Source organism: Brevibacillus parabrevis (assembly GCF_022701015.1).
In the GTDB taxonomy this organism is placed as follows: domain Bacteria; phylum Bacillota; class Bacilli; order Brevibacillales; family Brevibacillaceae; genus Brevibacillus; species Brevibacillus parabrevis.
Window position 1 is genome coordinate 4,855,001 of sequence record NZ_CP064090.1, and the last position, 24,100, is coordinate 4,879,100.

At 52.5% G+C, this 24,100-nt stretch carries 24 protein-coding genes; all 24 read right to left on the minus strand.

Annotated features, from left to right (window positions below):
• Positions 1-140 precede the first annotated feature (140 nt).
• The 24 genes from IRJ17_RS22295 to floA all read right to left on the minus strand — a co-directional run bounded on the left by IRJ17_RS22295 (position 141) and on the right by floA (position 24,098).
• A complete protein-coding gene (locus tag IRJ17_RS22295) occupies positions 141-1,643 on the minus strand; it encodes a S41 family peptidase (protein WP_173598579.1) in 1,503 nt (500 codons plus the stop codon).
• Positions 1,640-3,640: an S-layer homology domain-containing protein gene (locus IRJ17_RS22300; RefSeq protein ID WP_242771950.1), complete on the minus strand. Its 2,001-nt coding sequence runs from the start codon at positions 3,638-3,640 to the stop codon at positions 1,640-1,642. The genes IRJ17_RS22295 and IRJ17_RS22300 overlap by 4 nt, the downstream gene beginning before the upstream one ends.
• Before the next feature lie 58 nt (positions 3,641-3,698).
• On the minus strand, positions 3,699-4,814 hold the full coding sequence (locus tag IRJ17_RS22305; RefSeq protein ID WP_173598580.1) for a Nif3-like dinuclear metal center hexameric protein: 1,116 nt from the start codon (positions 4,812-4,814) through the stop codon (positions 3,699-3,701).
• Entirely contained in the window at positions 4,790-5,524 is a 735-nt protein-coding gene (locus IRJ17_RS22310) for a tRNA (adenine(22)-N(1))-methyltransferase (RefSeq protein WP_242771951.1), read from the minus strand. Before IRJ17_RS22310 ends, IRJ17_RS22305 begins: the two co-directional genes overlap by 25 nt.
• A gap of 141 nt (positions 5,525-5,665) precedes the next feature.
• Positions 5,666-6,805, minus strand: a complete 1,140-nt coding sequence (locus IRJ17_RS22315) for an acyl-CoA dehydrogenase (RefSeq protein ID WP_063231415.1) — start codon at positions 6,803-6,805, stop codon at positions 5,666-5,668.
• Between the two features lie 139 nt (positions 6,806-6,944).
• Positions 6,945-7,109: a hypothetical protein gene (locus IRJ17_RS22320; protein ID WP_167470280.1), complete on the minus strand. Its 165-nt coding sequence runs from the start codon at positions 7,107-7,109 to the stop codon at positions 6,945-6,947.
• 70 nt (positions 7,110-7,179) lie between these two features.
• Complete coding sequence (locus IRJ17_RS22325) at positions 7,180-8,103, minus strand: hypothetical protein (RefSeq protein ID WP_242771952.1); 924 nt, start codon at positions 8,101-8,103, stop codon at positions 7,180-7,182.
• Positions 8,104-8,193: 90 nt separating this feature from the next.
• Entirely contained in the window at positions 8,194-9,321 is a 1,128-nt protein-coding gene (gene rpoD / locus IRJ17_RS22330; RefSeq protein ID WP_063231413.1) for an RNA polymerase sigma factor RpoD, read from the minus strand.
• Between the two features lie 34 nt (positions 9,322-9,355).
• Positions 9,356-11,218, minus strand: coding sequence for a DNA primase (gene dnaG / locus IRJ17_RS22335; RefSeq protein WP_122964082.1), 1,863 nt, complete (start codon positions 11,216-11,218; stop codon positions 9,356-9,358).
• Between the two features lie 202 nt (positions 11,219-11,420).
• Complete coding sequence (locus IRJ17_RS22340; RefSeq protein WP_063231411.1) at positions 11,421-12,257, minus strand: pyruvate, water dikinase regulatory protein; 837 nt, start codon at positions 12,255-12,257, stop codon at positions 11,421-11,423.
• Between the two features lie 11 nt (positions 12,258-12,268).
• Complete coding sequence (gene ccpN / locus IRJ17_RS22345) at positions 12,269-12,913, minus strand: transcriptional regulator CcpN (protein WP_063231410.1); 645 nt, start codon at positions 12,911-12,913, stop codon at positions 12,269-12,271.
• A gap of 122 nt (positions 12,914-13,035) precedes the next feature.
• Positions 13,036-15,105, minus strand: a complete 2,070-nt coding sequence (gene glyS / locus IRJ17_RS22350; RefSeq protein WP_217022447.1) for a glycine--tRNA ligase subunit beta — start codon at positions 15,103-15,105, stop codon at positions 13,036-13,038.
• Positions 15,098-16,021, minus strand: a complete 924-nt coding sequence (glyQ, locus tag IRJ17_RS22355; RefSeq protein WP_063231428.1) for a glycine--tRNA ligase subunit alpha — start codon at positions 16,019-16,021, stop codon at positions 15,098-15,100. Before glyQ ends, glyS begins: the two co-directional genes overlap by 8 nt.
• 295 nt (positions 16,022-16,316) lie before the next feature.
• Entirely contained in the window at positions 16,317-17,090 is a 774-nt protein-coding gene (gene recO / locus IRJ17_RS22360; protein WP_242771953.1) for a DNA repair protein RecO, read from the minus strand.
• Positions 17,081-17,236, minus strand: coding sequence for a YqzL family protein (locus IRJ17_RS22365; protein WP_083955823.1), 156 nt, complete (start codon positions 17,234-17,236; stop codon positions 17,081-17,083). Before IRJ17_RS22365 ends, recO begins: the two co-directional genes overlap by 10 nt.
• A gap of 116 nt (positions 17,237-17,352) precedes the next feature.
• Complete coding sequence (gene era, locus IRJ17_RS22370) at positions 17,353-18,270, minus strand: GTPase Era (protein ID WP_122964085.1); 918 nt, start codon at positions 18,268-18,270, stop codon at positions 17,353-17,355.
• Positions 18,263-18,661: a cytidine deaminase gene (gene cdd / locus IRJ17_RS22375; protein WP_063231406.1), complete on the minus strand. Its 399-nt coding sequence runs from the start codon at positions 18,659-18,661 to the stop codon at positions 18,263-18,265. The genes era and cdd overlap by 8 nt, the downstream gene beginning before the upstream one ends.
• A 173-nt stretch (positions 18,662-18,834) precedes the next feature.
• Positions 18,835-19,206, minus strand: coding sequence for a diacylglycerol kinase family protein (locus tag IRJ17_RS22380; RefSeq protein ID WP_122964086.1), 372 nt, complete (start codon positions 19,204-19,206; stop codon positions 18,835-18,837).
• A 9-nt stretch (positions 19,207-19,215) separates the two neighbouring features.
• The gene (gene ybeY, locus IRJ17_RS22385; protein ID WP_122964087.1) at positions 19,216-19,695 is read right to left on the minus strand and encodes an rRNA maturation RNase YbeY; all 480 of its coding nucleotides are present in this window, start codon (positions 19,693-19,695) and stop codon (positions 19,216-19,218) included.
• A 32-nt stretch (positions 19,696-19,727) separates the two neighbouring features.
• Positions 19,728-20,699 (minus strand): PhoH family protein, encoded by a 972-nt coding sequence (locus IRJ17_RS22390; RefSeq protein ID WP_122964088.1) that lies wholly within the window; start codon positions 20,697-20,699, stop codon positions 19,728-19,730.
• A 40-nt stretch (positions 20,700-20,739) separates the two neighbouring features.
• Complete coding sequence (gene yqfD, locus IRJ17_RS22395) at positions 20,740-21,948, minus strand: sporulation protein YqfD (protein ID WP_122964089.1); 1,209 nt, start codon at positions 21,946-21,948, stop codon at positions 20,740-20,742.
• A 24-nt stretch (positions 21,949-21,972) separates the two neighbouring features.
• Entirely contained in the window at positions 21,973-22,269 is a 297-nt protein-coding gene (gene yqfC, locus IRJ17_RS22400; RefSeq protein WP_007777585.1) for a sporulation protein YqfC, read from the minus strand.
• Between the two features lie 303 nt (positions 22,270-22,572).
• Complete coding sequence (locus IRJ17_RS22405) at positions 22,573-23,082, minus strand: hypothetical protein (RefSeq protein ID WP_173598582.1); 510 nt, start codon at positions 23,080-23,082, stop codon at positions 22,573-22,575.
• 11 nt (positions 23,083-23,093) lie between these two features.
• Positions 23,094-24,098 (minus strand): flotillin-like protein FloA, encoded by a 1,005-nt coding sequence (floA, locus tag IRJ17_RS22410; protein WP_122964091.1) that lies wholly within the window; start codon positions 24,096-24,098, stop codon positions 23,094-23,096.
• Positions 24,099-24,100 lie beyond the last annotated feature (2 nt).

Consider the following 24,100-nt stretch of genomic DNA (forward strand, 5'->3'; position numbering starts at 1 on the left):
ATCCTTCGTTCGTCATTAGTGTCGCACCTGATAGTGTTCTGCTTCCTGCTTCCGACTATACCCGCAACAAAACGGTGAGACGTTTTTCACAGAAAAAAACAAGCCTTTGCTGCAATCAACAGCAACGGCTTGTCTTTTTACTAGGAAGTATAGGTCAAGAAGTGGAATCCACCCTTGCTTTGCACTTTCAGGGCAGGGTGCTTTTTCAAATAAGGAGCAAGCTCCACGTATTCATTCTCGCCGATGGCCGGATCTTTCAATAAGTGCGACAAAATAGCTGCCCGGACTTGCAGCCCTCCTGTTCCTTGTTTGAAAAGCGGTTCGACTGTCGGGAACGGGATGCCGTTGATTACAGTATCCCCATCCTCATCGCTCAGTTCCCAAGCGCGTACATTCAAGGATTGCAGAGCTTCGACCACTTGTGCGCCGTAATCTTCCACGACCAAGTCTGGCGTAAGACCGATATGGTTGACGACCGTATGCTTGGGGGTGAAATATTCGTTCAGTGTCAGCTTGAGCGCATCCCCTTCTGACAACGGAATCACTTGCTGTGCGCTGCCTTTGCCATACGTCTTCGTTCCGACCAGCTTGGCAATGCCGTGATCGCGCAAAGCGCCGGACAGAAGCTCGGAAGCAGAAGCGGTTCCGCCATTCACCAAAATGCGTACAGGAATGCCGATGTCCCGGCCGTTGCGTACCCATGTCTCCACTTCCACACCGTTGCGGTTTGTCGTATACATGAGCAGTCCGTCTTCCATGAACAGGCTTGCGATGTCTCGCGCCGTACTCAAATAGCCGCCGCCATTGTCACGCAAGTCCAGGACAAGCCCGGTCAGCTGCTTTTGGGAGCGTGCAAATTCAAGCAGTTTGTCGCGCATTTGCACAGCGCCATCAGACCCGAACGTTTCCAGACTGATGTAGCCGACCGACCCTTTGTCAAACAACTGACCTTCCGCTTCCGGAAGTGTCATCAGCGCTCTTTTCAGCTTGACCTGAAGCTCACGCTTTTCGGAAGGGCGATATACGACCAATACGGCTTCGGTTCCTTCTGCACCTTTCAAGTAAGCATACGATTCCTCAAAGCTTTTCCCCACCAGGGAGACGTCTCCCACCTTCAGCAACTGGTCGCCACGCTTGAGGACAGATGCTGCGGCCGGAGAACCGGAGACGATTTCGCGAATGATGATATGGTCGTTTTGCATCCGCAGACGGAAGCCGAATCCGACAAACTGATTTTCCACATCGGACTGGAATAGCCGCAGTTCATCTGCTGTAAAAAAGACGGTGTGCGGATCGTCGAGCGTGGAGAGCATCCCGTCGATTGCCCATGTGTTCATCGAAGCGGCATCAAATCCACCTTTTTTCTGCCACTCAGCCAATCGTTGGACGAGTTCTCCAAATGTATCATCCTCGGCGGATACGACAAGCGGCAAATCCTTGCGCTCCTTCGCCTGTTCACTGACGGATTCGAGCGCACCTTTGACCAGCTTTGCCGCTTGCGGCTTGCTTAAATGGCTCTCCATGACGTATCGGAATACTTCTTCTGTTTCCACATAAGGATTTTCTGCTGCCTGGGCTGGCACCTGTTGCCATACCGATACAGCAAGCAGGGCAGTCAGTATCCATCGACTAAACCGCTTCATGGAGTCACCCCTTTTCGTACTTCCTCTGGAATCGACAGCTTGATGCTTTTTGCGTAATCGTATTGATCTGTGCCCGAATAGGCCACGTACTCATCGCTCGAATAAATCTCCTCGTATCGCCACGTATGCTTGACAACGCGATCAGTAGATTTGTCGATGTAGTATTTGTTCATGAACAGTGGCACATCTTTGACTTTGCCACGCTCCAGCAGCAAAGAGGCCGATTGTTCTGCAAGCACACTTCCCGGAATCCATTCCGTAATCACTTCCATCTCGCCGAAAGTCTGCTTGAAGTAGCGCGCGTGCAGCTTGTTCGCCCGCTCTGCAACCGGCAAGGCACCGACCCACTCATGCAAAAAGTCGAGATTGTTCGTGCTATGCCGATCCCATCTCTGCTTTTCGGAGTCGTACGAGTATTGGATATGTTTGCTGCCGTCTGTATAGGTAGCAAGCTTGTCCGATACCAACTTTTGCGGCGATTGATAAAATCCGTTGAGCCTGCTTACCTGGCTGCGCTGGTCAATCTCCTGCGTATACTTAAAGCTGAAACCGCTAAGCACAGCCTCTCCTTGAACCTGATACGAATCGGCGTTGTCGAGACGGCGCAGCGAGTAACCAAGGTCGCTTACAATCGCAGACTGCTCCTGCAAAGAAGTCAATTCCTGGCGCAACAGCTTGCCCAACTGAACCATTCGACTGTCGGAAGCATTCGGCTTTACGGTCGCAAGCAGGGCACTCGCCTCTTCCAACCTGCCTTCCTGGTACAAGTAATAGCAAGCGTTGAGCAGCGCTTCCGGATTGTTGGCGGAAAATTGCTTGTAGCGCTCCAACGCTTTTTCCGTTTGCCCGCTCTTGATCTCCAACGCACCGAGGTAGATGGCCAACGCTTCCCACTCTTTTGAATTTGGCTTCACTTTTTGTTCATAGGTGCTTAACCGCTCCAGCACCTTCGCGAATTGCTTCTGGTCTTTCCCGGCTTGCTGCAAAGCCAAATCATACACATTGGCACTCAACAGTCTGAGCGTGTCCGGCAAAATGATTTTGTTGGCGAAATACGCGTCAATGGCACTCATCGCTTCATCCAGATTGGTGGAAATCTCTGTGCCCGGGTCCCAGCTCAAATAAAAATGAAGCCCGATCCGGTTCGCAAATGTCGTGTCCGCAAGCGCTCGCAGCAATTCAAAAGTCGCTTCGGAGTCTTCATGGTTGCGAATCGCGTCAACAGCGCTGACATATGCTGCTTCCTGCTTTGACTTTGGAGCGGTGTACGTTTCGAAATAAGGGAAAAGTTCCTCAATCTCCGGAACCATCGGAAACTTCGTACCATCATAATCCAACAGCGGCAAAATCGTATCCTGCACCAAGTAAGTAATCATGCGGTCGGCAGCCGCTGCTGCCTCTCCCCGCTTCAATTTGTCCGTTCTGTCTCCTTCAAGCCACTTCCAAGCCTTGACTTCTTCCCACGCTTTGCTGCTGTCGGGCGACATCGTGAACATTTGCATGAGCTTTGCCGCTTCTTCTTGCGTAATCGGCTGGTCCGGCTTCATTTCTTCCCCCGGAAAAACTTGCTGGATCGCATTCGGGCCATACAGCCTGTCCAGTACAATCGCTACACGCAAAGTCGGATTGTACACCCACGTCAGACGATCGACGTCTTTATAAGGAAGATACGGTTGGTCAAAGCCTTCCCCTTTTGACCATTCCGCATGTTCAGACAAAAACGTCAACGGGTAGAGCTGATACTGCCCCCCGTTGTACAACCGATCCATCAACGCCAAAAATTCAGCGCGCGACATATCGCGATTCGGGTAAAAGTGCGGAGCGTCAGTACCAGCTGCAAAAAGTCCAGCCTGTACACCTCGAATAATAGACGCTTTGGCCCAATGGTTGCTAATGTCCGAATAGGGCAGAAAGCCCCCAGCCGCAGAAGCGACGCCGGGGGTGAGCAAGGCAGCGACAAGCAACCCGCTTGAGAGCGCTCGAATTAGTTTTTGCACACGAAATCCTCCTACACTTCAGCTAGACGGCAACAAAACGTTTGTGCCGACGTTTGCACTATACAAATTGAAACGGGTCCGTGTGCACAGAGGAAGCAACCACTTTTGTTTCGTAGCCATTTGCTTTCAACTGTTCCAGCAAGTAATCCGCCAGTTTTTGTTTCATGATTTTCTCAATATTGTGGCCGGCATCAATGATGGAAAGCCCGTCCGCCTGCGCATCGTGGGCGATATGGTAGCCGATATCTCCCGTCAGGAGCACATCTGCGCCTTTGAAAATCGCCTTGGAAGCAAAAGAACTGCCATCCCCGCCTACAACAGCCACCTTTTTGACCGTTTCATCGAGATTTCCAACGACGCGAAGCCCTTGCAGCGAAAAGCGTTCTTTCACCAGTTGGGCCAAATCACGCAAGGTCAGCGGAGTCGGCAAGTAGCCGATTCGGCCAATGCCGTACGCCTGGCCGGATTGGTCCAGCGGAATCACATCATAAGCCACTTCCTCGTAAGGATGAGCGGCTTGCATCGCTTTGATGACAGCCGCTTGTCGGGAAGCAGGCACTACCATCTCGATCCGCACTTCCTCGACATGCTCCAGCTTGCCTTGCGAGCCGATATGCGGATTGGTTTCGTCTCCTGGCAAAAAGGTTCCTGTCCCTTCCACCTGGAAGGAGCAATGGCTGTAGTTGCCGACGTGTCCTGCACCCGCCTCGGACATAGCGGTAAACACAGCCTCTTTGTGTGTCGCCGGAACGAAGACGACGAGCTTTTTCCACGCTTCTTTTTGCAGCACATCCAAAACGTCCAGGTCGACCAGTCCGATGGCTTCAGCCAGCCAATCGTTCATGCCTCCTACTGCCACATCCAGATTCGTATGAGCGGTATAAACCGCGATGTCATGTTTGATCAACTTTTCAAAAACGCGCCCTGCCGCCAGGTCTGTCCGCAAATGCTTGAGCGGACGGTAAATGACGGCGTGGTGAGCGACGATCAAGTCTACCCCTTCGGCAATAGCTTCATCCACCACGGATTCGAGCACGTCAAGCGCGACCATGACTTTTTGCACTTTCTTTTGCAGCGTGCCTACGTGGAGACCGATTTTATCCCCTTCCATCGCCAACGATTTTGGCGCCAAACGCTCTACGTACTGAATTACGGTTTGTCCGTGTGCAAGCATGCGATCACCTCATCTATCCATTTGACTTCTTGTTCGATTTCCGCAATTCTCTGGGCGGCTTCCGGCTTGTCCGACCGCTTCAGCTGGCCCAGGACCTTTTGCCACTTTTCTCTTTCATGCTGCCATTTTTCCGCGAGAATGGGCGACTTTTCTTCCCAGAGGAACGGACCGATGCGGATGAGGTCTTCTTGCGGACGATCTTTGTTTTCGTAAGGAAAAAGGGGCGCTCCCCGTTCTGCCACCAATATCTCGTAAATGATGCCGTCTTCTTGCAAAATCGTCTCGGCAACCAATTGCCAGCCTTGTTTCAGCATCCAGCGACGCACGATCTCTTCCCCTACATTCGGCTGCAGAATCAGGCGCTGGACCCCTTCCAGCTTAAGAAGTCCGTCCTCCAAAATGGAAACGATCAGTTGTCCGCCCATTCCGGCAATGCAGACGACGTCAACTTCGCCCGGTTCGAGCACGGCAAGGCCGTTTCCTTTTCTGACTGCGGCACGATCTTTGAGTTGCAGCGTATGTATTTGCTTTTTGGCTGCCTGAAAAGGACCTTCGTTCAACTCTCCGGCAATTACGAACGAGGCAATTCCTTTTACAAGCAAATAAGAAGCCAACAACGCATGATCCGACCCGATGTCGGCGACGCGGGCTCCTTCTGGACAGTAGCGGGCAATCGTTTGCAGCCGCTTGGAAATTGTTAATGATGTCATTTATGTCTTCACCTTCCGTTGCCTCTATTCTACCCTATTTGGCAGCAATTGCGAAATGCAAAATCGCTGACAGCCGTCGCGCAAAGAACGACAAAATCCTCGCCGGACGAGCAGCGAGGATTCCAGATTGTCCAAATAATGTTAGCAGCCGATTTCTCTTGCGATGACGTTGCGCAAAATTTCTGACGTACCTTCTCCGATTTCCAGCAAGCGGGCATCGCGGAAGAAACGCTCCACCTGATACTCGCGCATATAACCGTAGCCGCCGTGAATCTGAATCGCCTGATGGGTAGCGGACATCGCTACTTCCGACGCGTAAAGCTTCGCCATAGCCGCTTCTTTTGTAAACTTGCGCCCGTGGTCCTTGAGCCACGCTGCTTTGTAGACCATCGTTCTCGCCAGGTCGATTTGCATGGCCATATCAGCCAGCTTGTGCTGAATTGCCTGGAACTGGCTCAACGAATTGCCAAAAGCGGTGCGCTGCTTCGCGTATTGCAGGGCTTTGTCGTAGGCTGCCTGCGCGATTCCTACCGCCATCGCACCGATCCCGATACGTCCGCCATCGAGCGTAATCAAAAATTGCTTGAAGCCCTCTCCGCGTTTGCCGAGTATGTTTTCTTCGGGCACACGGACATTTTCCAGCACCAGCTCTGTCGTATTGGAGCTGTGCAGGCCAAGCTTCTCGTAGTTCGCCAAAACACTGAAGCCAGGAGCGTCTGTCGGGACGATAAAGGCAGAAATGCCCCGTGAGCCTTTATCCTTGTCCGTCACGGCTGTCAACGCCAGAAACGATGCGTAGGAAGCGTTCGTAATAAAACATTTGGAACCGTTGATCACCCATTCCCGGTCAGACAAAACGGCCGTCGTCTTCGTGCCGCCTGCATCCGAGCCTGCGTTTGGTTCTGTGAGGCCAAATGCCCCGAAGCTCTCACCGGAACAGACTTTGCTCAAATACTTCTGCTTCTGCTCCTCAGTTCCAAACAGATACAGCGGAGCGCCGCCAAGCGAGATGTGCGCCGAATACGTAATCCCTGTGGAGCCGCAAGCCCGACTCAACTCTTCGACCACAATCGCAAAGCTCGTAGAGTCGCCCCCTCCTCCGCCGTACTCTTCCGGAAACGGCAGACCCATCAAGTTCAACTCGCTCATCTGCTTGAATATTTCGACAGGAAATTGCTTGGTGCGGTCCCGCTCATCTGCGCCAGGCGCTACGACTTCATCGGCAAACTCCCGCATCATTTTTTTGAGCATTTGCTGCTCGACAGTCAAATCGAAATTCATGTTTCGCTGCCCCCTTGAAAACGCTTTAGTTAAGAAATACCAAGACAAGCACTATTATGACTGAGCGTTTGTTCAGAATACTCTTTCCATTATACACCACGATTGGCTTGTATGTGTGATTTCCACAAAAAAAACACGCCTATCGCTGGCGTGCTCCTATGAAGATCGCTCCGACAAAAGCAAGAGCGCCCAATATGTATCCGATGCTGTATGTTTTTGCACCCATCAACTGTGCAGCCGTTTCCCCCGCGAGAAAGACGACAGCCAGCAATATGCCGATCAACACCTTCGTTTTGCTCTCCAATTACCCTCACCTCATTTTCTCTCTAACCCAATTGTAACAAATCGGTCAGCCGAAAAAAACGGGAGGATCATCATAAGCGGAGCCAGGTGTACCAATAGCCGCGCGTGAAGAAAAAGAGTGCGGAAGCCAAAAAGACTTTGATGAACAACAAAAGCTGGATCACATCACGCTTCGCTTCCGAAATGTACAGCGCCTGAATCTCTGCGCCAAAGAACGAAATCAGTCCGCACACAGCAAAAACTCCCGCCCACTTCGGATTTCCGCTGTTCATTAAAAAGCCAAGCCCTGTCAGCAGGCAAGCAAGCGGAACCCAGTAAAGCTCCGATTTCCACCACGTGTAGCCTTCCCCGATGCGCTGCACGGTAGCAAAGCCGTAAATAAGCGCCAAGCCGAGCATGCCGCAGTAAAGCAAATAGGCGTAGCCAAAAATGAAGGCACTCAGGCACAAAAGCACGCAAATCACGCCTAAATACAAAAGAGTCAGTGCCATGGAGCCGTTCAGTTGCTGAATGCAATAAATTCCTCCCGCGATGAGCAAGACGAAGCAAAACGTTAGAAACAAATGGGTCAGCGGGGGTGCCTGGCGGCGAAATGCGTATCCCAGAATATAGAAAACGAGAGCGAAACAGGCAAAGATGGTAATTTGCATTGGTGTCGTAAAACGGTTAAAATGAAAAGCAAGCAAGATCAAACCAGCAATAACAAAGGCGCCAAGGAGCCAGGCCATCACCATTTTTCCCGTAACCGGAGCAACCGTTCTGGTTGCGTAGGCATACGATGCAGATGGCGATGAGTTGCCTGTCGCAATCCCTGCTCCAGATGCCAGCGCATCCGCTCTCTTCCCTTCTCCCCTGCCCGCGGATGCGGGAGTGCTCGGTCGATCCCCTTCTGTATACAGGTTTAACAGGAAAATGCAGTAATGTTCAGGCAGCAGATGATTGCGCCGCCAGTTTTCAATCTCAGCTATGATGGTTCGCTTGCGCTGGTCGTCCAACGCGGCCCCTCCTTACTCGTGACAGAAAATGATGTAGAAAAAGAAAAGCCTACGTCGGCTAAAACGTAGGCCACATACTTCTTATATCGGCTATTCCAAGAAATCTTTTAAGCGTTTGCTTCTACTCGGATGACGAAGTTTGCGTAGTGCTTTCGCCTCAATTTGACGGATGCGCTCACGAGTGACGCCGAATACTTTGCCCACTTCTTCCAGTGTGCGGGTACGTCCGTCATCCAGACCGAAGCGCAAGCGAAGAACGTTTTCTTCACGATCAGTCAACGTGTCCAGCACGTCTTCGAGCTGCTCTTTCAACAGTTCATACGCAGCAGCATCAGATGGCTCCAGCGCGTCCTGATCTTCGATGAAGTCGCCCAGGTGAGAATCGTCTTCTTCCCCGATCGGCGTTTCCAGCGAAACAGGCTCTTGAGCAATCTTCATGATTTCCCGAACCTTTTCCGGGGTCAGATCCATTTTTTCCGCGATTTCTTCCGGCATCGGCTCGCGTCCAAGCTCCTGAAGAAGCTGACGGGAAACACGAATCAGCTTGTTGATGGTTTCCACCATATGCACCGGAATCCGGATCGTACGTGCCTGGTCTGCAATCGCGCGCGTAATCGCCTGACGAATCCACCAAGTCGCGTACGTACTGAACTTGTAGCCTTTGCGGTAATCAAATTTTTCTACCGCTTTAATCAGTCCCATGTTTCCTTCCTGAATCAGGTCAAGGAACAACATGCCGCGTCCTACATAACGCTTGGCAATCGATACAACCAACCGCAAGTTTGCTTCGGCCAGTCGTCTCTTCGCTTCCTCATCCCCTTGCTCAATCCGCTGGGCCAGTTTGATCTCCTCTTCTGCGGAGAGCAGAGGAACACGACCGATTTCTTTCAGGTACATCCGTACAGGGTCATTGATCTTAATTCCAGGTGGAACGGAGAGATCGTCAAAGTCGAATTCTTCGTTGTCCTCATCCTTCATGATCATTTCGTCGACTTCATCGTCGTCGTCATTCTCATTGTTGTTAATCTCGATACCTTGATCACCCAGGTATTCGAAAAACTCATCCATCTGATCGGAATCCTGTTCAAATGCTGCGAGGCGATCTGTAATTTCCTTGTACGACAAAACGCCGCGTTTCTTGCCTAATTCGACCAACTGCTCCTTCACTTGTTCGATGGACATTGCTTCCATGTCAGAAGTGATATTTTGCTTGTTCATCTACTTTCCCTCCTTCCCCGGGAATGATCTGAAGCTACCCTTCTTTTAAAGCATTTTCCAATTCAAGAATCTTCATCCCTGTTAAGGCAGCTTGAATTTCCAGTTGTTTGCGCGCATCCTCGCTGTCCGCTGCGGCCGCTTGGAGGTGTAAGCTCCGCTGCTCATCGCGCAATCGTTCCAACTCGGCACGCTTCGGGTAGTTATTCACTTGTTTGATGTAGTCACCGATCTCTAAATCGGATACGTCTTCCTTGCACTCCATCATGGCCAATCCCGAGGCTAATTGCTTTAACAAATCGTCTTGCACGTAATGTATGAACCCTCCAGGGTCTTCCGGGTTTCCCTCTGCGTAGTAGGCGTACAGGTAGGCAGCCAGCGCATCGTGTTCGTCCACTTGAAAGTGGGCGCTGCATTCCTCCTGGACGCGGGCGGCGATTTCTTCATTCCGCATCATGTAGTACAGCAGCATGCGCTCAGCCGTGTGGTAAGCGGGTGGCAGTGTTTTCGCGAGCGTAACTTTGCCATTATTTATACTATTATTCCATGCTGACGGCACTTTATCCCTTTGGCGTTCACTTTTTTGCTGTTTATAAACGCGTTTGGACTCCCATTTCAAATCACCGAGAGTAAGGGAATATTCATCCGCCAATTGCCGCAAATACATATCCCGCTCCACCGGGCTTTCCAGCTCGTTGATGATTTCCACGGCTTTGGCGATCAAGCGGGCCTTGTCCGTCTCATCATGTATTACGATCTGGCTTCGTAAATGTTTCAAGCGAAAAGCCGTAACCGGCATCGCCTGCAGCAGCACTTGCTGAGAAAAGGCTTCAGCACCGTGCTGGCGTATGTAATCATCTGGATCGACACCTTGCGGCAAAGGAGCTACCCGAACGATGAGACCCGCCTGCTGCAGTATGTGGATTGCCTTGCTTGTCGCTTCCTGACCAGCAGCATCTCCGTCGTAACACAGCACGACCGAATCGACATTGCGGCGAATCATCCTTGCCTGCTGCTCGGTCAAAGCGGTCCCCAGCGTAGCAACTCCTTGGGGAAAACCCGCCTGCCATGCCGAAATGACATCGACATACCCTTCAAACAGTAGTGCCTGCTTCCTCTTTCTAATATACGGACGGGCACGGTGAAGGTTGAACAGGGTAGCGCTTTTGTTAAACAAAAGGCTTTCCGGGCTGTTTAAATACTTCGGTTGAGATTTTGGCTGAGAGCCGGCCAAGAGGCGGCCGCCGAATCCGATGACATTTCCCTGAGTGTCCTGGATCGGGAACATAATTCGTCCCCGGAAGCGATCAAATACTTTTCCTCCATCGCTTTTTGCCAAGAGACCAGCGTCCACCATCAACTCCTGTGAAAAACGCCGTTTTTTCAAAAACTGCGTCACGAAATCCCAGGAATCCGGGGCAAAGCCGATCTGAAACTCGGCAATCGTCTGAGGAGACATTCCGCGCTTGGCTAAATACTTCATCGCCTCCACGCCATATGGCGTCTCCGTCAGCACGTAGTGGTACAGCTTCGCGACAAGCTGATGCGCTTCCTGCATGGCTTGCTTCGAGCGCTTTTCTGGAGATTCCTCTACTTGCTGTGTCTGGGGCACGGCGATCCCGGCACGCTCCGCCAATTTGTGCAATGCCTCTGGGAACGTCAGCTGCTCCAGTTTCATTAAAAAGGAAAAGACATCCCCACCTGCCCCGCAGCCAAAGCAATGAAAAAACTGTCGCTCTGCATTCACATTGAAGGAAGGGCTCTTTTCAGAGTGAAACGGACATAGACCGAGAAAGGCACGACCGCTTTTTCTCAGTTGAACGTACTCTCCTACAACGTCTACGATGTCGACAGCGGCACGCACTTGGTTCACAAATTCATCTGAAGTGGGACCTGTCATGTCTTTCCACCTTTTTAGGAGAATCGCACGATGAGATTATTTAGTTCGTCAAAATTCGTCAAATTCCTTCTTTGTCTTAAACTTCTTTTCTTCTTTTCTACTTTTCCACATTTCCGCGAGCAATAAACGCTCTTGCGGCTCCTGGGGAACAAACCTTTCCTAACTGATTTTCTACAAAAGTCGTCAAATTCCTTCTTTTGACCTATTTCCTTTCACTTCGGAGATTGTTTTTGCGAATGATCTCCAAAATGATGTTGGCTGTTTCCTCTACTGCCTTGTTGGAAACGTCAATGACCTTGCAGCCCAATCGGTCAATAATCCGCTTGGAGTAAGCAAGCTCCTCTGTAATCCGGTCCAGGTTCGCGTAATTGGCTTGCGCCGTCAATCCGAGCGCTTTGAGTCGTTCGGTACGAATGCCGTTCAACTGCTCCGGATTGATGGTCAACCCGATACACCGCTCCTGCGGAAGCTGGAACAGCTCTTCTGGCGGCTCCACTTCCGGGACAAGCGGAACGTTCGCCACTTTCAGGCGCTTGTTTGCCAAGTACATGGAGAGCGGCGTCTTGGAGGTGCGCGATACGCCGATCAGCACAACGTCCGCCCGCAAAAGTCCGCGTGGATCGCGTCCGTCATCGTACTTAACGGCGAACTCGATGGCGTCCACCTTGCGGAAATACTCCTCGTCCAGTCTGCGCACAAGCCCCGGCTTGCCAGTCGGCGGCTCCTTCAGCATGCCTTGCAGCGTGTTCATGAGCGGACCCATGACGTCAATGGCCGGAATGCTGTGGATCGCCGCCTGCTGGGTGATATAGGCGTTCAATTCCGGGATGACCAGCGTAAAGACGATCATCGCCTTCGATTCTTTTGCAGAGGCAATGATTTCGTCGATGGATTCCTTGTCTTCTATGTAGGGATACTTTTGCACATCGAACAAAAAACGGTCAAATTGACTGGCTCCTGCGCGAACGACAAGCTCAGCCGTTTCGCCAATGGAGTCCGAGACCACGTAGATGAGCTGTCCTTGTTGGTTACCTTGCATCCATTCTCCTCCTACACTTTCGGTTCGCTGCCCAATTCAACAAATGCTTTGGCGATCGTCGTCTTCGTAACCCGTCCCATCAATTCCATCTGTCTCGGGTCCTCATCGCTGGGTCGTACGACAGGCAAGGAGTCGATCTGAAAATCGATCAGCTTCTTCGCCGCTGCGTACAAGGTTTCCTCCGGGCCACAAGTGATGATATTCGGCATCCTGGACATGATGATGCTGACCGGCACATCTTCCAGCGTCTTGTTGCCGAGCGAAGCGCGCAAAAGGTCCTTGCGGGAGATGACGCCAGCCAAATATCCTTTTTGATTGACGACGAACAACGTTCCGACATCCTCCAGAAAGAGGGTAACGATTGCATCGTAAGCGGAGGCGGACTCGGAAACTACGATCGGCACCGCCTTGTAATCATTGACGATCAGTTTGTGAAGCCGTTCACTAATGACGGAGCTTGCTGGTCTGCCGGCATAAAAATACCCGACCCGAGGTCTGGCTTCTAAATATCCTGACATCGTGAGGATGGAGAGATCAGGGCGCAAAGTAGCGCGAGTCAGATTGAGGCGCTCCGCGATATGCTCGCCCGTAATCGGCCCGTCATCCTTCACTATCTGTAAGATCTGCTCTTGACGCTTGGTAAGCTCGATGACCAATCACCCCGGTTCTGTCTTTACCTCTTCCTAGTATTACTCTATTCGACCGGATATTCCTTCTTTCGCGCGGAAAAAAGGTGCCCCCGTCTCATTATAGGACGGAGGCACCAGCCTATTCGTTGTTAGGCAAATACAATTTTCGCGAAATCGGCATAGGCGTTCAAAAGACGGGAGATGCAAAGAAGCATGCCCAGTCGGTTCGCGCGAACAGCCTGATCTTCCGCCATAACCATGACTTTATCGAAAAACGCCTGAATCGGCTCGCGCAGCGTCGAGAGCGTCGCCAAAATTTTCGCTTGGTCATCCAGTCCTTGCACTTCTTTGGCGACAGACTGGTAAGACTGGTACAGATTGCGCTCGGCTTCTTCGGCGAACAGCGCTTCGTTCACGCTGTCGGATTCCGCTTTTTGCGCGAGGTTGTTCACCCGCGTAAACTGCTCGACGATCAGCTTGAAGTCCTCAGCTGCAACAGTCGCCATCAGCGCCTTCGCTTTTGCCAGCACATCGGGAACTTTGGTCAAATCTGCGCTCAACACGGCGTCGATCACATCGTAGCGCACGTTGTTTTCTTGCAGAACGTTTTTCAGACGAAGGGCAAAGAAATCGACCAGATCCTTTTTCACTTCTTCTGCCGTCCGTTTGCTTACGCCTTGTGCACTGTAGCCTTCGAGCGCTGCATCCCACAGTTCGTCGAGGGACAGCTGCCAGTTGCGTTCCAGCAAGATGCTGACAATCCCCGCTGCCATCCGGCGCAGACCGTATGGGTCCTGGGAACCTGTCGGCACGATCCCGATGGCAAAGCAGCCGACGATCGTATCCAGCTTGTCAGCCATGCTCGCGATTGCTCCCTGTGCGGAAGCAGGCATCAGGTCGCCAGCGAAACGTGGCAAATAGTGCTCGAACACACCGCGCGCCACGAGTTCGGACTCCCCTGCCTTGCGGGCGTAATCCTCACCCATGATGCCTTGCAGTTCAGGGAACTCGCCGACCATGTTGGTCACGAGGTCGAACTTGGCGATTTCTGCGATTCGGTCTACTTGTTTGGCTTCTTCTGCACTTACTCCGAGCTTGCTTGCAATCAGACCCGCTGTTTTGCGCACGCGGCGAACCTTGTCTCCAATCGTTCCCAGCTCCTCGTGGAAAACGATTGTCTCCAGCCGCTTCAGGCAGCTGTCGATGGACAGCTTCTGGTCCTCTACATAGAAGAAACGGGCGTCAGACAGACGGGCGCGCAGCACTTTTTCGTTTCCTTTTGCTACATTTTCCAGAGCGCGGCTGTCGCCGTTGCGCACGGTAACGAAATGATTGAGCAATTGTCCCTGCGCATTTTCCACCGGGAAGTAACGCTGATGCTCGCGCATGGAAGTGACCAGTACTTCGCGCGGGATCGTCAAAAACTCTGCTTCAAACGTGCCGTACAGCGCTGTCGGATACTCGACCAGATGGACGACTTCATCCAGAAGCCCCTCATCCATCGGGATCGTCCAGCCGTGTTCCTGCTCCAAACGGCGGATTTGCTCCACGATCGTCGCCCTGCGCTCTTGCGGGTCGACCATGACGTGCTGTTCCGCCAGCTTGCTTACGTACTCACTCGGGTGAGCGAGCGTCACTTCCGTCCCGAGGAAGCGATGGCCGCGGGAGATGCGTCCGCTTTTTACTCCGGCGATCTCCAGGTCAATCAATTCATCGCCGAACAGGGCTACCAGCCAGCGAATCGGGCGAACGTATTTCAAGTCTCTCGCGCCCCAGCGCATATTTTTCGGGAAGCTCATGCCTGCAATCACTTCGGAGAGGTGCGGCAAAATTTCTGTCGTCGCCTTGCCCGCTTCCGCTTTTCTCGCGTGCACGTATTCCACGCCGTTCACTTCTTTAAAGTACAAGTCGTTCGGGTCGACGTTGTTGCTGCGTGCGAAGCCAAGCGCTGCCTTGGACCAGTTGCCCGCTTCGTCCTGTGCGATTTTCTTTGCCGGACCTTTTGCTTCGTCGTTGCGATCCGGCTGCTTCTCAGCGAGTCCGGTAATCAGCAAAGCGAATCGGCGTGGCGTCTCCAGCGCAGTAATCTGGTCGAAGGGAACGCGCTCTGCCGTCAGCCACTTCTCCACTTTTTCCTTGAATTGCGATGCTGCCAGGGCCACAAACCGCGCTGGCATTTCTTCCAGACCTACTTCTACGAGCAAATCGCGTTTACTCATTTGTATCCTCTCCCTTCACCTGTGCCGTTTCTTCCTCGTGTGTGCCGTCTTTTTTCAAAAGCGGGAAGCCGAGACGCTCGCGCTCTGCGTAGTACGTTTGTGCCACTTCGCGGGACAAATTGCGGACACGTGCGATGTAGCCGGTGCGCTCTGTCACGCTGATCGCCCCTCTGGCGTCCAGCAGGTTGAACGTATGCGAACATTTCAGCACGTAATCGTACGCCGGATAGACCAGGCGCTCTTTCATCAGCCGTTTTGCTTCTGCTTCGTATGTGTTGTAAAGCGTGAACAGCATGTCTACGTCAGACAGCTCAAACGTGTATTTGGAGTGCTCGTATTCAGGCTGCAAGAACACGTCTCCGTACGTGTAGCCGTTGCACCATTCCAGATCGAACACATTTTCCTTTTCCTGAATGTAAGAAGCCAGGCGTTCCAGACCGTACGTCAGCTCAACGGCAACCGGTTTGCACTCCAGACCGCCGACTTGCTGGAAGTAGGTGAACTGGGTGATTTCCATACCGTCGAGCCACACTTCCCAGCCAAGCCCCCATGCGCCCAGACCCGGATGCTCCCAGTTGTCTTCCACGAAGCGGATGTCGTGCTCCAGCGGTTCAATCCCCAGTTGGCGCAGACTCTCCAAATACAGCTCCTGGATGTTGTCCGGCGACGGCTTCATGATCACCTGAAACTGGTGGTGCTGGTACAGACGGTTCGGGTTTTCCCCGTAGCGGCCGTCCGCCGGGCGACGGGACGGCTCCACGTACGCCACGTTCCACGGCTCAGGTCCGATGGAGCGCAAAAATGTCATCGGGTTCAGTGTACCCGCTCCTTTTTCCACGTCGTACGGCTGCACGATCAGGCAATTTTGCTTGGCCCAAAAGTTTTGCAGCGTCAAAATGATGTCTTGAAATGTCATTTTCATGCTCTTTTCCTCCTCCAAAAATAAAAACCTCCCGCCTCTACACTGTCTGCAAAACGACAGTGTAGGGACGAGAGGATTCTCGCGGTTCCACCCTACTTGGCGAATACGTTCTTCGCCCACCTTCTAAAGACCAAATTGCTCCGGAATGCCCTTCATCAGCGTGGTGACCGGGCTTTCACCTTCCCCGGTTCGCTTTTTGCACACAGTGGCCGACTACTCTTTTCCTTCATGGCAACGTTCGGTATGTAAGTTTGTTCCTTATCATAACGAAAAGAAAATCGAATGTCAATCAGTCACTGTCGGACTGGGCCATCCTTTCCATTCGCTCCAGTTGTTCCAGAAATGCGCGACTTTTCAGCCTCAGATCAAGATGCTCGTCCATGAAGCTGCGAATCACACGCTTGAGCTGGCTGCGCGTCGCCGGCTTCACCTCGATGTCGCCCAAACGTTCCAAATCAAATACCTGGAACAGCCGCAACAGCTTCCAGGTAGAAGGCGTGACCGCCAGTGCATACGGGTCTGATGGCTGGCAAGACGGGCACAGCAACCCGCCCTGCGATACGCTGATCGCATAAGGCTCCCGCTGTTGTCCGCAGTTCGCACAAGCTGACAGCTGCGGCGAAATCCCGGCTACAATCAGCATCTTCACCTCGAAAATCCGGCACAAAATTTCCGGGTCCACCCCTTCGTCCAGATAGCGAAACGTCTGCAGCAATAGCTGGAACAAATACGGATTCGGCTCCCGTTCATGTGTCAATCGATCCAAAAGCTCTGCTATGTAAGCGGCATAAGCCGTCGCAGTGAGGGCTTGCCGCATGTCCCGGAAGGAATCCACGATGTCACCCTGCGACAGATCGGGCATTCCCGCTCCGGGCCCTGCCTTGCACAGAAAATAACCGTGCGAAAACAACTGGGAGACGGCGGCAAGACGGCTCTTGGTCTTTTTAGCACCGCGCGCCATCACGCCTAGCTTGCCGTTCTCCCTGGTAAACAACGTCACCACTTTGCTGGACTCGCCATAGTCCACGCTGCGAATGACAATCCCTTCCCATTTTACAAGCATGCCTGCGAGTCACCCAATTCTTCCTGGGCAAAATCAAGCAGAACGTCTTCTGAAGAGCCTTCCGCCTGATGGTGATCGCGGTAGAGAAGGTAAGCATGGATGTCACCGGTTGAAGCGAAAACTCTCCAAGAAAAGTCACGAAGCATGGAGCATCATCCTTTCCTGTATCGGGTCTATCCACTTCCTTCTTAGAATCACCTGCGCCCGTTATTATATGCCTTGGAAAAATTAACACGAATGAAAACGAAGGACAGCCATCTGCCTATTCTTCGTTGTAAAAGCCGAAGTTGCGCAGCATCCGCTCCTGGTTGCGCCAGTCCTTTTTCACCTTGATCCACAGCTCCAGGAATACTTGATCCCCCATCAGCCGCTCGATATCTTTTCTCGCCCGTCTGCCGATTTCTTTCAGCATCTGGCCTTTTTGTCCGATCAAAATGCCGCGCTGCGAATCGCGTTCCACGTAAATCGCCGCGTAAATGTACAGCGTCTTCCCGTTTTCGCCGCGCTTCATTTCCTCCACGACGACAGCAATCGAATGGGGCACTTCTTCGCGGGTCAAATGCAGAACTTTTTCGCGAATCAACTCGGCCACGACAAAACGCTCCGGATGATCGGTCACCTGGTCGGCCGGGTAGAACATCGGCCCTTCTTCCATTTCCCCCATGATCGCTTCGGTCAAGGAAGCAGTGTTGTTGCCCTCCAAGGCGGAAATCGGAACGATCTGCTTGAAATCGTACAACTGGCGGTAATCGTCGATAATCGGCAACAGCGCTTCCGGATGAACCTTGTCAATTTTGTTGATCACCAAAAATACCGGAGTCTTAACTTGCTTCAGCCGCTCGATGATGTAGTCGTCACCCGCTCCGCGCTTTTCGGTCGCGTCTACCACAAACAGCACGAGGTCGACTTCATTGAGCGTATTTTCAGCCACCGACACCATGTAGTTGCCCAGCTTGGATTGCGGCTTGTGAATCCCCGGCGTATCGATGAAGATGATTTGCCCTGCTTCCGTCGTATGAACAGCGGTGATTTTGTTGCGCGTCGTTTGCGGCTTATTGGACATGATTGCGATCTTGTGGCCGACGACGTGGTTCAGCAGCGTCGATTTCCCTACGTTCGGGCGCCCCACGATAGATACGAATCCTGATTTGAATGATTGTTTGGTCTTGCGGTTATCCACGTAAATCCTCCTTGGAAAATGCCCCCGGCAAAAGGGCAGATACTGTTGTTTCCTCGACGTCGCCTTTCAGGTTGGTCAAGTATACAGGCATGTCCGGCGGGCAAAGCTCAGCCAACACCTGACGGCACGCGCCGCACGGAGACACCGCTCCAGGGGTGTCCGCCGCCACTGCCAGCGCCTTGAACGTGCGGTCCCCCTCCGAATAAGCTTTGAACAGGGCCGTACGCTCTGCGCAGTTGCACAGCGAGTATGCAGCGTTTTCGATATTGCCGCCCAAATAAACCTTGCCGCTCTCACACAACAGCGCTGCGCCAACCTGAAACTTGGAGTAAGGCACATACGCCAGTTCTCTTGCTTGGATCGCACCAGCAAGCAATGCTTGTTTATCCATTCTCATCATTCCTCTTATGCGTAGTCTCTACTATTTTTTCTGAAGGGGCGCATTATGGTCCATCCTGACGACGGGACGCCAAGAGACCAGACTTTACGGCCTCCCAGTAAGGCCCGTCCGGTCGTTCTCATGGCACAAACTTTGCGTTTCCCCAGTCAAATCGCTGCTTCCGGCTACCCCGCTATTTTTTGCAGCAGCGGCGGCCCGAAGACGATAAACCCGATGATGGCAGACAGGATAGCCGCTACGAGCACTGCTCCGGCGCAAGCATCCTTGGCTATTTTCGCCTTTTCATGCCACTCGGGAGAAGCGAGGTCAACGGTCGCTTCTACGGCCGTATTCACCAGCTCCAGCGAAAAAACAAGGCCGATAGAAAAAAAGACCAGCAAAACATCGCTGCGGGGAATTTGCAGCCACCAGGCCGCCGCCAAAACGATTACAGCAGCGGCTACGTGGATTTGCATGTTTCGCTGTGTCTTTACGGTATGCCCAATTCCTTGCATGGCGTACGAAAAGCTGCTCGCCATTCTTCGGAGTTCTTTCAACGTAATCTCCTACCTCGTCAAGCCGATCTGCTCCAAAACCTGTTCCTGACGGGAGAACATTTCTTTCTCCTCTTCCGGCGTACCATGATCGTAGCCGAGCAGATGGAGAAAGCCATGCACAGCGAGGAAGCCCAGCTCTCTTTCGAAAGAGTGGCCGTAGTCTTCGGCCTGCTCCTTGACTTTTTGCACAGAGATAATGATATCCCCCAGCATGTTCGGAACTTCGTCCGCTTCGCCCTCGTCGAAAAAGATTTCCATCTCGCCTTCGCCCGGCTCGTTCATGGCGAAGGACAACACGTCGGTTGGGCGATCCACGCCGCGGTAATCGCGGTTCAGCTCATGGATTCGCTCATTGGTGACCAGAGTCACTACGACTTCTCCCTGTACGTCCTCCAGCTTTGCGCAAGCTTCGAGGCATTCGGTCATCAGTTTTTGCAAGCTTTCATCAAGCGGTTCGATTTCTTCGTGGAGGATTTCTACAGATAGCACAGATGAACGATCTCCTTTTTACACACCATTTATCAATAGCCGTGGTCGACTTCTTCTTTTGCATAGGCAGCGATAATTTTTTGCACCAGACTGTGGCGTACGACATCGCCTTCCTGGAAATGGATGAAAGCTACATCCGGTATCGCGCCTAAAATGCGCTGCGCTTCACGCAAGCCGGATTTTTTCCCTTTCGGCAAGTCCACCTGTGTTACGTCTCCGGTAATCACCATTTTGGAGCCGAAACCAAGCCTGGTCAAAAACATTTTCATTTGCTCGGGAGTGGTGTTTTGCGCCTCATCCAGAATGACAAACGAGTCCTCCAATGTACGCCCACGCATGTATGCCAAAGGAGCCACTTCAATCAGTCCGCGCTCCATCATCTTGGCTACCTGCTCGTTTCCAAGCATGTCATACAAAGCATCGTAAAGCGGACGCAGATACGGGTCTACTTTTTCTTGCAGATCGCCAGGCAAAAAGCCCAAGCTTTCTCCCGCCTCTACAGCCGGTCTGGTAAGAACGATCCGTTTGACACGTCCATTTTTCAACGCGTTTACTGCTGTGACCACTGCCAAATACGTTTTTCCCGTTCCGGCAGGCCCTATTCCGAAGACGATGTCGCGCTTCTTGATCGCCGACAAATAGTGCCGCTGTCCGAGAGTTTTGGCCCTGATTACTTTTCCGCGCTGGGTGCGCGCCACTTCCTCATCATAAACATCCAGCAGTTGGGCTGCTTCTCCCCGGCCTACGAGCATCATCGCGTACGAGATGTCTCGTTCGGACAAAGCGATTCCTCTGCGGATCAGCTGCAGCAAAACGCCGATCAGCTCGGTCAGCTTATCCACTTCCGGCTTGTCGCCGCTAATGACCAGTTCGCCTTCGCGGGTCATGATTTGGGCAGGACTTTTTTCCTCGATCAGCTTTAGGTACGCGTCGTGCGGTCCAAACAAAAGCAGAGCCTCAGATGCGTCTGAAAACGGGATTCTTACCTCATCTTGTACGTGCAACAGGCTTCCATCTCCTTGCAACGGTTATCAGCAATTGACGTCACGGATTGCCATTGTTCACGGGTGACTGGGGTACGATTGGCTGTTCAACGGCAATTTCTTCAATGACGGAAAAATGAATGCTTACGTAAACTTTACCATTCTCTGCGGTGACGTGCAAAACTTTTTCGTCCTGAATGAACGCATCTTTACCAGCTTTTTGCAAAATGTCTGCTCTGGCGAATTTTTTCGCTACTTCCGTGGCCTCTTCTGTGCTCAATTGCTTCGTAACCGGCTCGATTTGCGCATATTCGACCGTTTTCCAGCCTACTGGCGACGTGTATCCCGCATAGGAAGGAACGTAGCGTTTTTCCGACGTCTGGGCTTCGGAAAACAGCTCTTTGTTAAACGGCCACACTTGAATCGCATACGATCCCACCAGCAAATACTGCTGCTCCTGCTTCTCTCCGGTCAGCCGATAGATCGTTTGCTTCAAAGGGACAGAGGTGTTGCTTACATACCAGACTTCTCCCTGCACCTTGCCTCGCGCCGATACGGCTTGCTGGCGCGTGTCATTGCCAATGATTCCGGAGATGAGCACCTGGCCTTTTTCGACAAGCTGATTGTTCGTCACCTGGCTTTTGCCCACTTCCGGGAGAATTTTATGGATGACAGCACGCTTTTTGGCGACGAGATGGCGCGGCCCCGTCGCCAAAGGCTTGACGGGCGCTTCCTTTTCCACCACTTGCAGCCTGACCTTCGTTCCCTGGATGTCGATTCCGACCCAGGCGGCTTCCGGCAACAAGCTCAACAGTTCTTTTTGCAGCAGCAGCGGTTCCTTTAGTTTGACCTTCCATGCCCCTTGTTTAATCCCGATCTCGTCCGCAGCGCGAATGACGCGTGCAGGGTCGATGTGCTTCGTTCCCGTTACTTCCACGCTCCATACAAACGAGGAAAGCATGTACAATCCAATAAAAAACAAAACAGCGCCAATAGCCAGTCCAGCGCGCCTGCGCACGCGGAGCAGCCAGAAAGGCAATCCGTCCCTGTTTTCCACGTGGCTGCGACAGCCTGTCTCCTTCAACAGCGGCCTGAGGCGAAAATAGTCGCGAATCAGAATATCGCAGCGGCTCACCTCCGCACCGACCCTGCGAATATTCCAGATTCGAATGCCATCCCGCACGGCCATATTCAGCAAACGCTCAAACCGCTTACCCCGTACGGTGATGGTGATGTGTCCATCTACCCATTCCTTGAGTCCGTTACGCATATGTGCCGTCCACCTTTCCTTGTGCTAGGAGCCTTGTGGCCCTGTCTCCAAAAATTTGACTCCGCCAATCCTTCCTTCGAGAAGCACCTCTTCCGGCAAAATCGCCCGGATGACAAGCTGTTCGCCTGAGACAATCATCTGGCCGTTTGTAAGCAGCAGACGCAGCTCGTGTTCGCTGAAATGCAGAACACCGCGATGATTCTCTATGTACATTTGCAAATGACCGATCATCGTAATGCGCGGGACTTCCAGGACCACATCTTGCGGCAGATCCAACACACCTCCGGCCAATTGGCGCAGACGGCGGCTCCAACGCTTCATGGATAAGCCCCCCTTCTACAGGCGCACGCGCCTCGTTTTCTGAAAATGGGTCGTGCCACTTTCGGTGCAATATCATTCTTACCTATGCGTATGCGAGCGAACGGTGCGGCATTCATACGAAAACAAGTGCACGGCATTTTGCAAAATGGACAAGTTGATCTGCGGGGAGGTTAGCATAAGGCAAACCCTCCATCTGGTTTTTCCCAGCACAAGGGTTGGTTACGACTATGGCTGCAAGCTGCTCGTTTTTTACAATCCAACAAAAAAACAGGCAAACATTTGTTTACCTGTTTTTTCTGTACGTTATTTGCTTATTTTTCGTGAACGCTGGGCAAAGTAAGAAGCTTTTGAGCGCGGCTCGCCAAAGATGAGCGCCCACTTCATCCCTTCCCGCGGATCGAGAGGAGCAGCAGACTGCGGCTTGACGCGCTGCGCCGCCGACATTTGTCTGGTCGCGCTCGATGTACGGATCGTAGAACCTGTCGAAGCGCGTACAGGCTCGGAAAATGCCCACTCCTGCTCCACTCCGACGCCTTCCATCGACTCCGCTCTCGATTCCAGCGGCTCGTATTTGGCCGTGGCCCGTACCGTTTTTCGCTCTTGCTGCGCATCTGGCGCAGGCTCGGCTGTCCAAGGTGTATCCACAGGTGTCAGGGGCTTGTTTGGCGTTCCTTGCGACATCCGCTTTCCTTTGGCTTTTTCTTTTCCCAGCAGCTTGTAGCCGATGTAACCCAAAATAACGAACCAGAACTTTCCTAGCAGAGGCAGAATCCAGTCAATCAGGTCAAGGAAAAGATCAAAGAGATCTTCCATGGCAATCGCCCTTATTCTTTCTGATCAGGCGAAGCAGGGTCCTGTTTGTCACCTGAGTGCCCGAACGATTCGCGCATTTGTGTATCGGCTGCGATGTTCTGCAGGTTGTAGTAATCCATGACGCCCATTTTGCCGCTGGTCAACGCTTCTGCCAATGCAAGTGGAACTTGTGCTTCCGCCTCGACTACTTTTGCTTTCATTTCTTGTACGCGGGCGATCATTTCTTGTTCCTGGGCAACCGCCATCGCACGACGCTCCTCGGCTTTTGCCTGCGCAATGCGCTTGTCGGCTTCCGCTTGGTCCGTTTGCAGCTGTGCCCCGATGTTTTTGCCGACATCTACGTCCGCGATATCAATGGAGAGAATTTCAAACGCTGTACCAGCGTCCAGACCTTTGTTCAAAACGGTTTTGGAGATGAGATCAGGGTTTTCCAATACGTCTTTGTGGCTGTTGGAAGAACCGATCGTGGAGACAATCCCTTCACCGACACGGGCGATGATCGTTTCTTCACCAGCACCACCGACCAGACGGTCAATATTGGCGCGAACGGTTACTTTCGCTTTCGTGCGCAGCTCGATACCGTCTTTTGCCATCGCTGCTACGACAGGAGTTTCAATCACTTTCGGGTTAACGCTCATTTGCACGGCTTCCAATACATCGCGCCCTGCCAAGTCAATCGCTGCGGCGCGTTCAAAGCCGAGCGGAATATCTGCACGTTGCGCTGCTACGAGGGCGTCGACAACGCGGTCAACGTTACCGCCTGCAAGATAGTGGCTTTCCAGTTGGTTCGTGTCCAGCTGCAAGCCTGCTTTGCGAGCTTTAATCAACGGGTTCACGATGCGGGATGGAACGACCCGGCGCAAACGCATCGCCACAAGTGTAATAATCCCGATGTTCACGCCCGACGCGAGGGCGGAAATCCAGAGCATGACTGGTACAAACGAGAAGAAAATCGAAAGGGCCACGATGGCTACAGCCACCATAAAAATTAGGGGAATCAATCCGCTTTCCAACATAA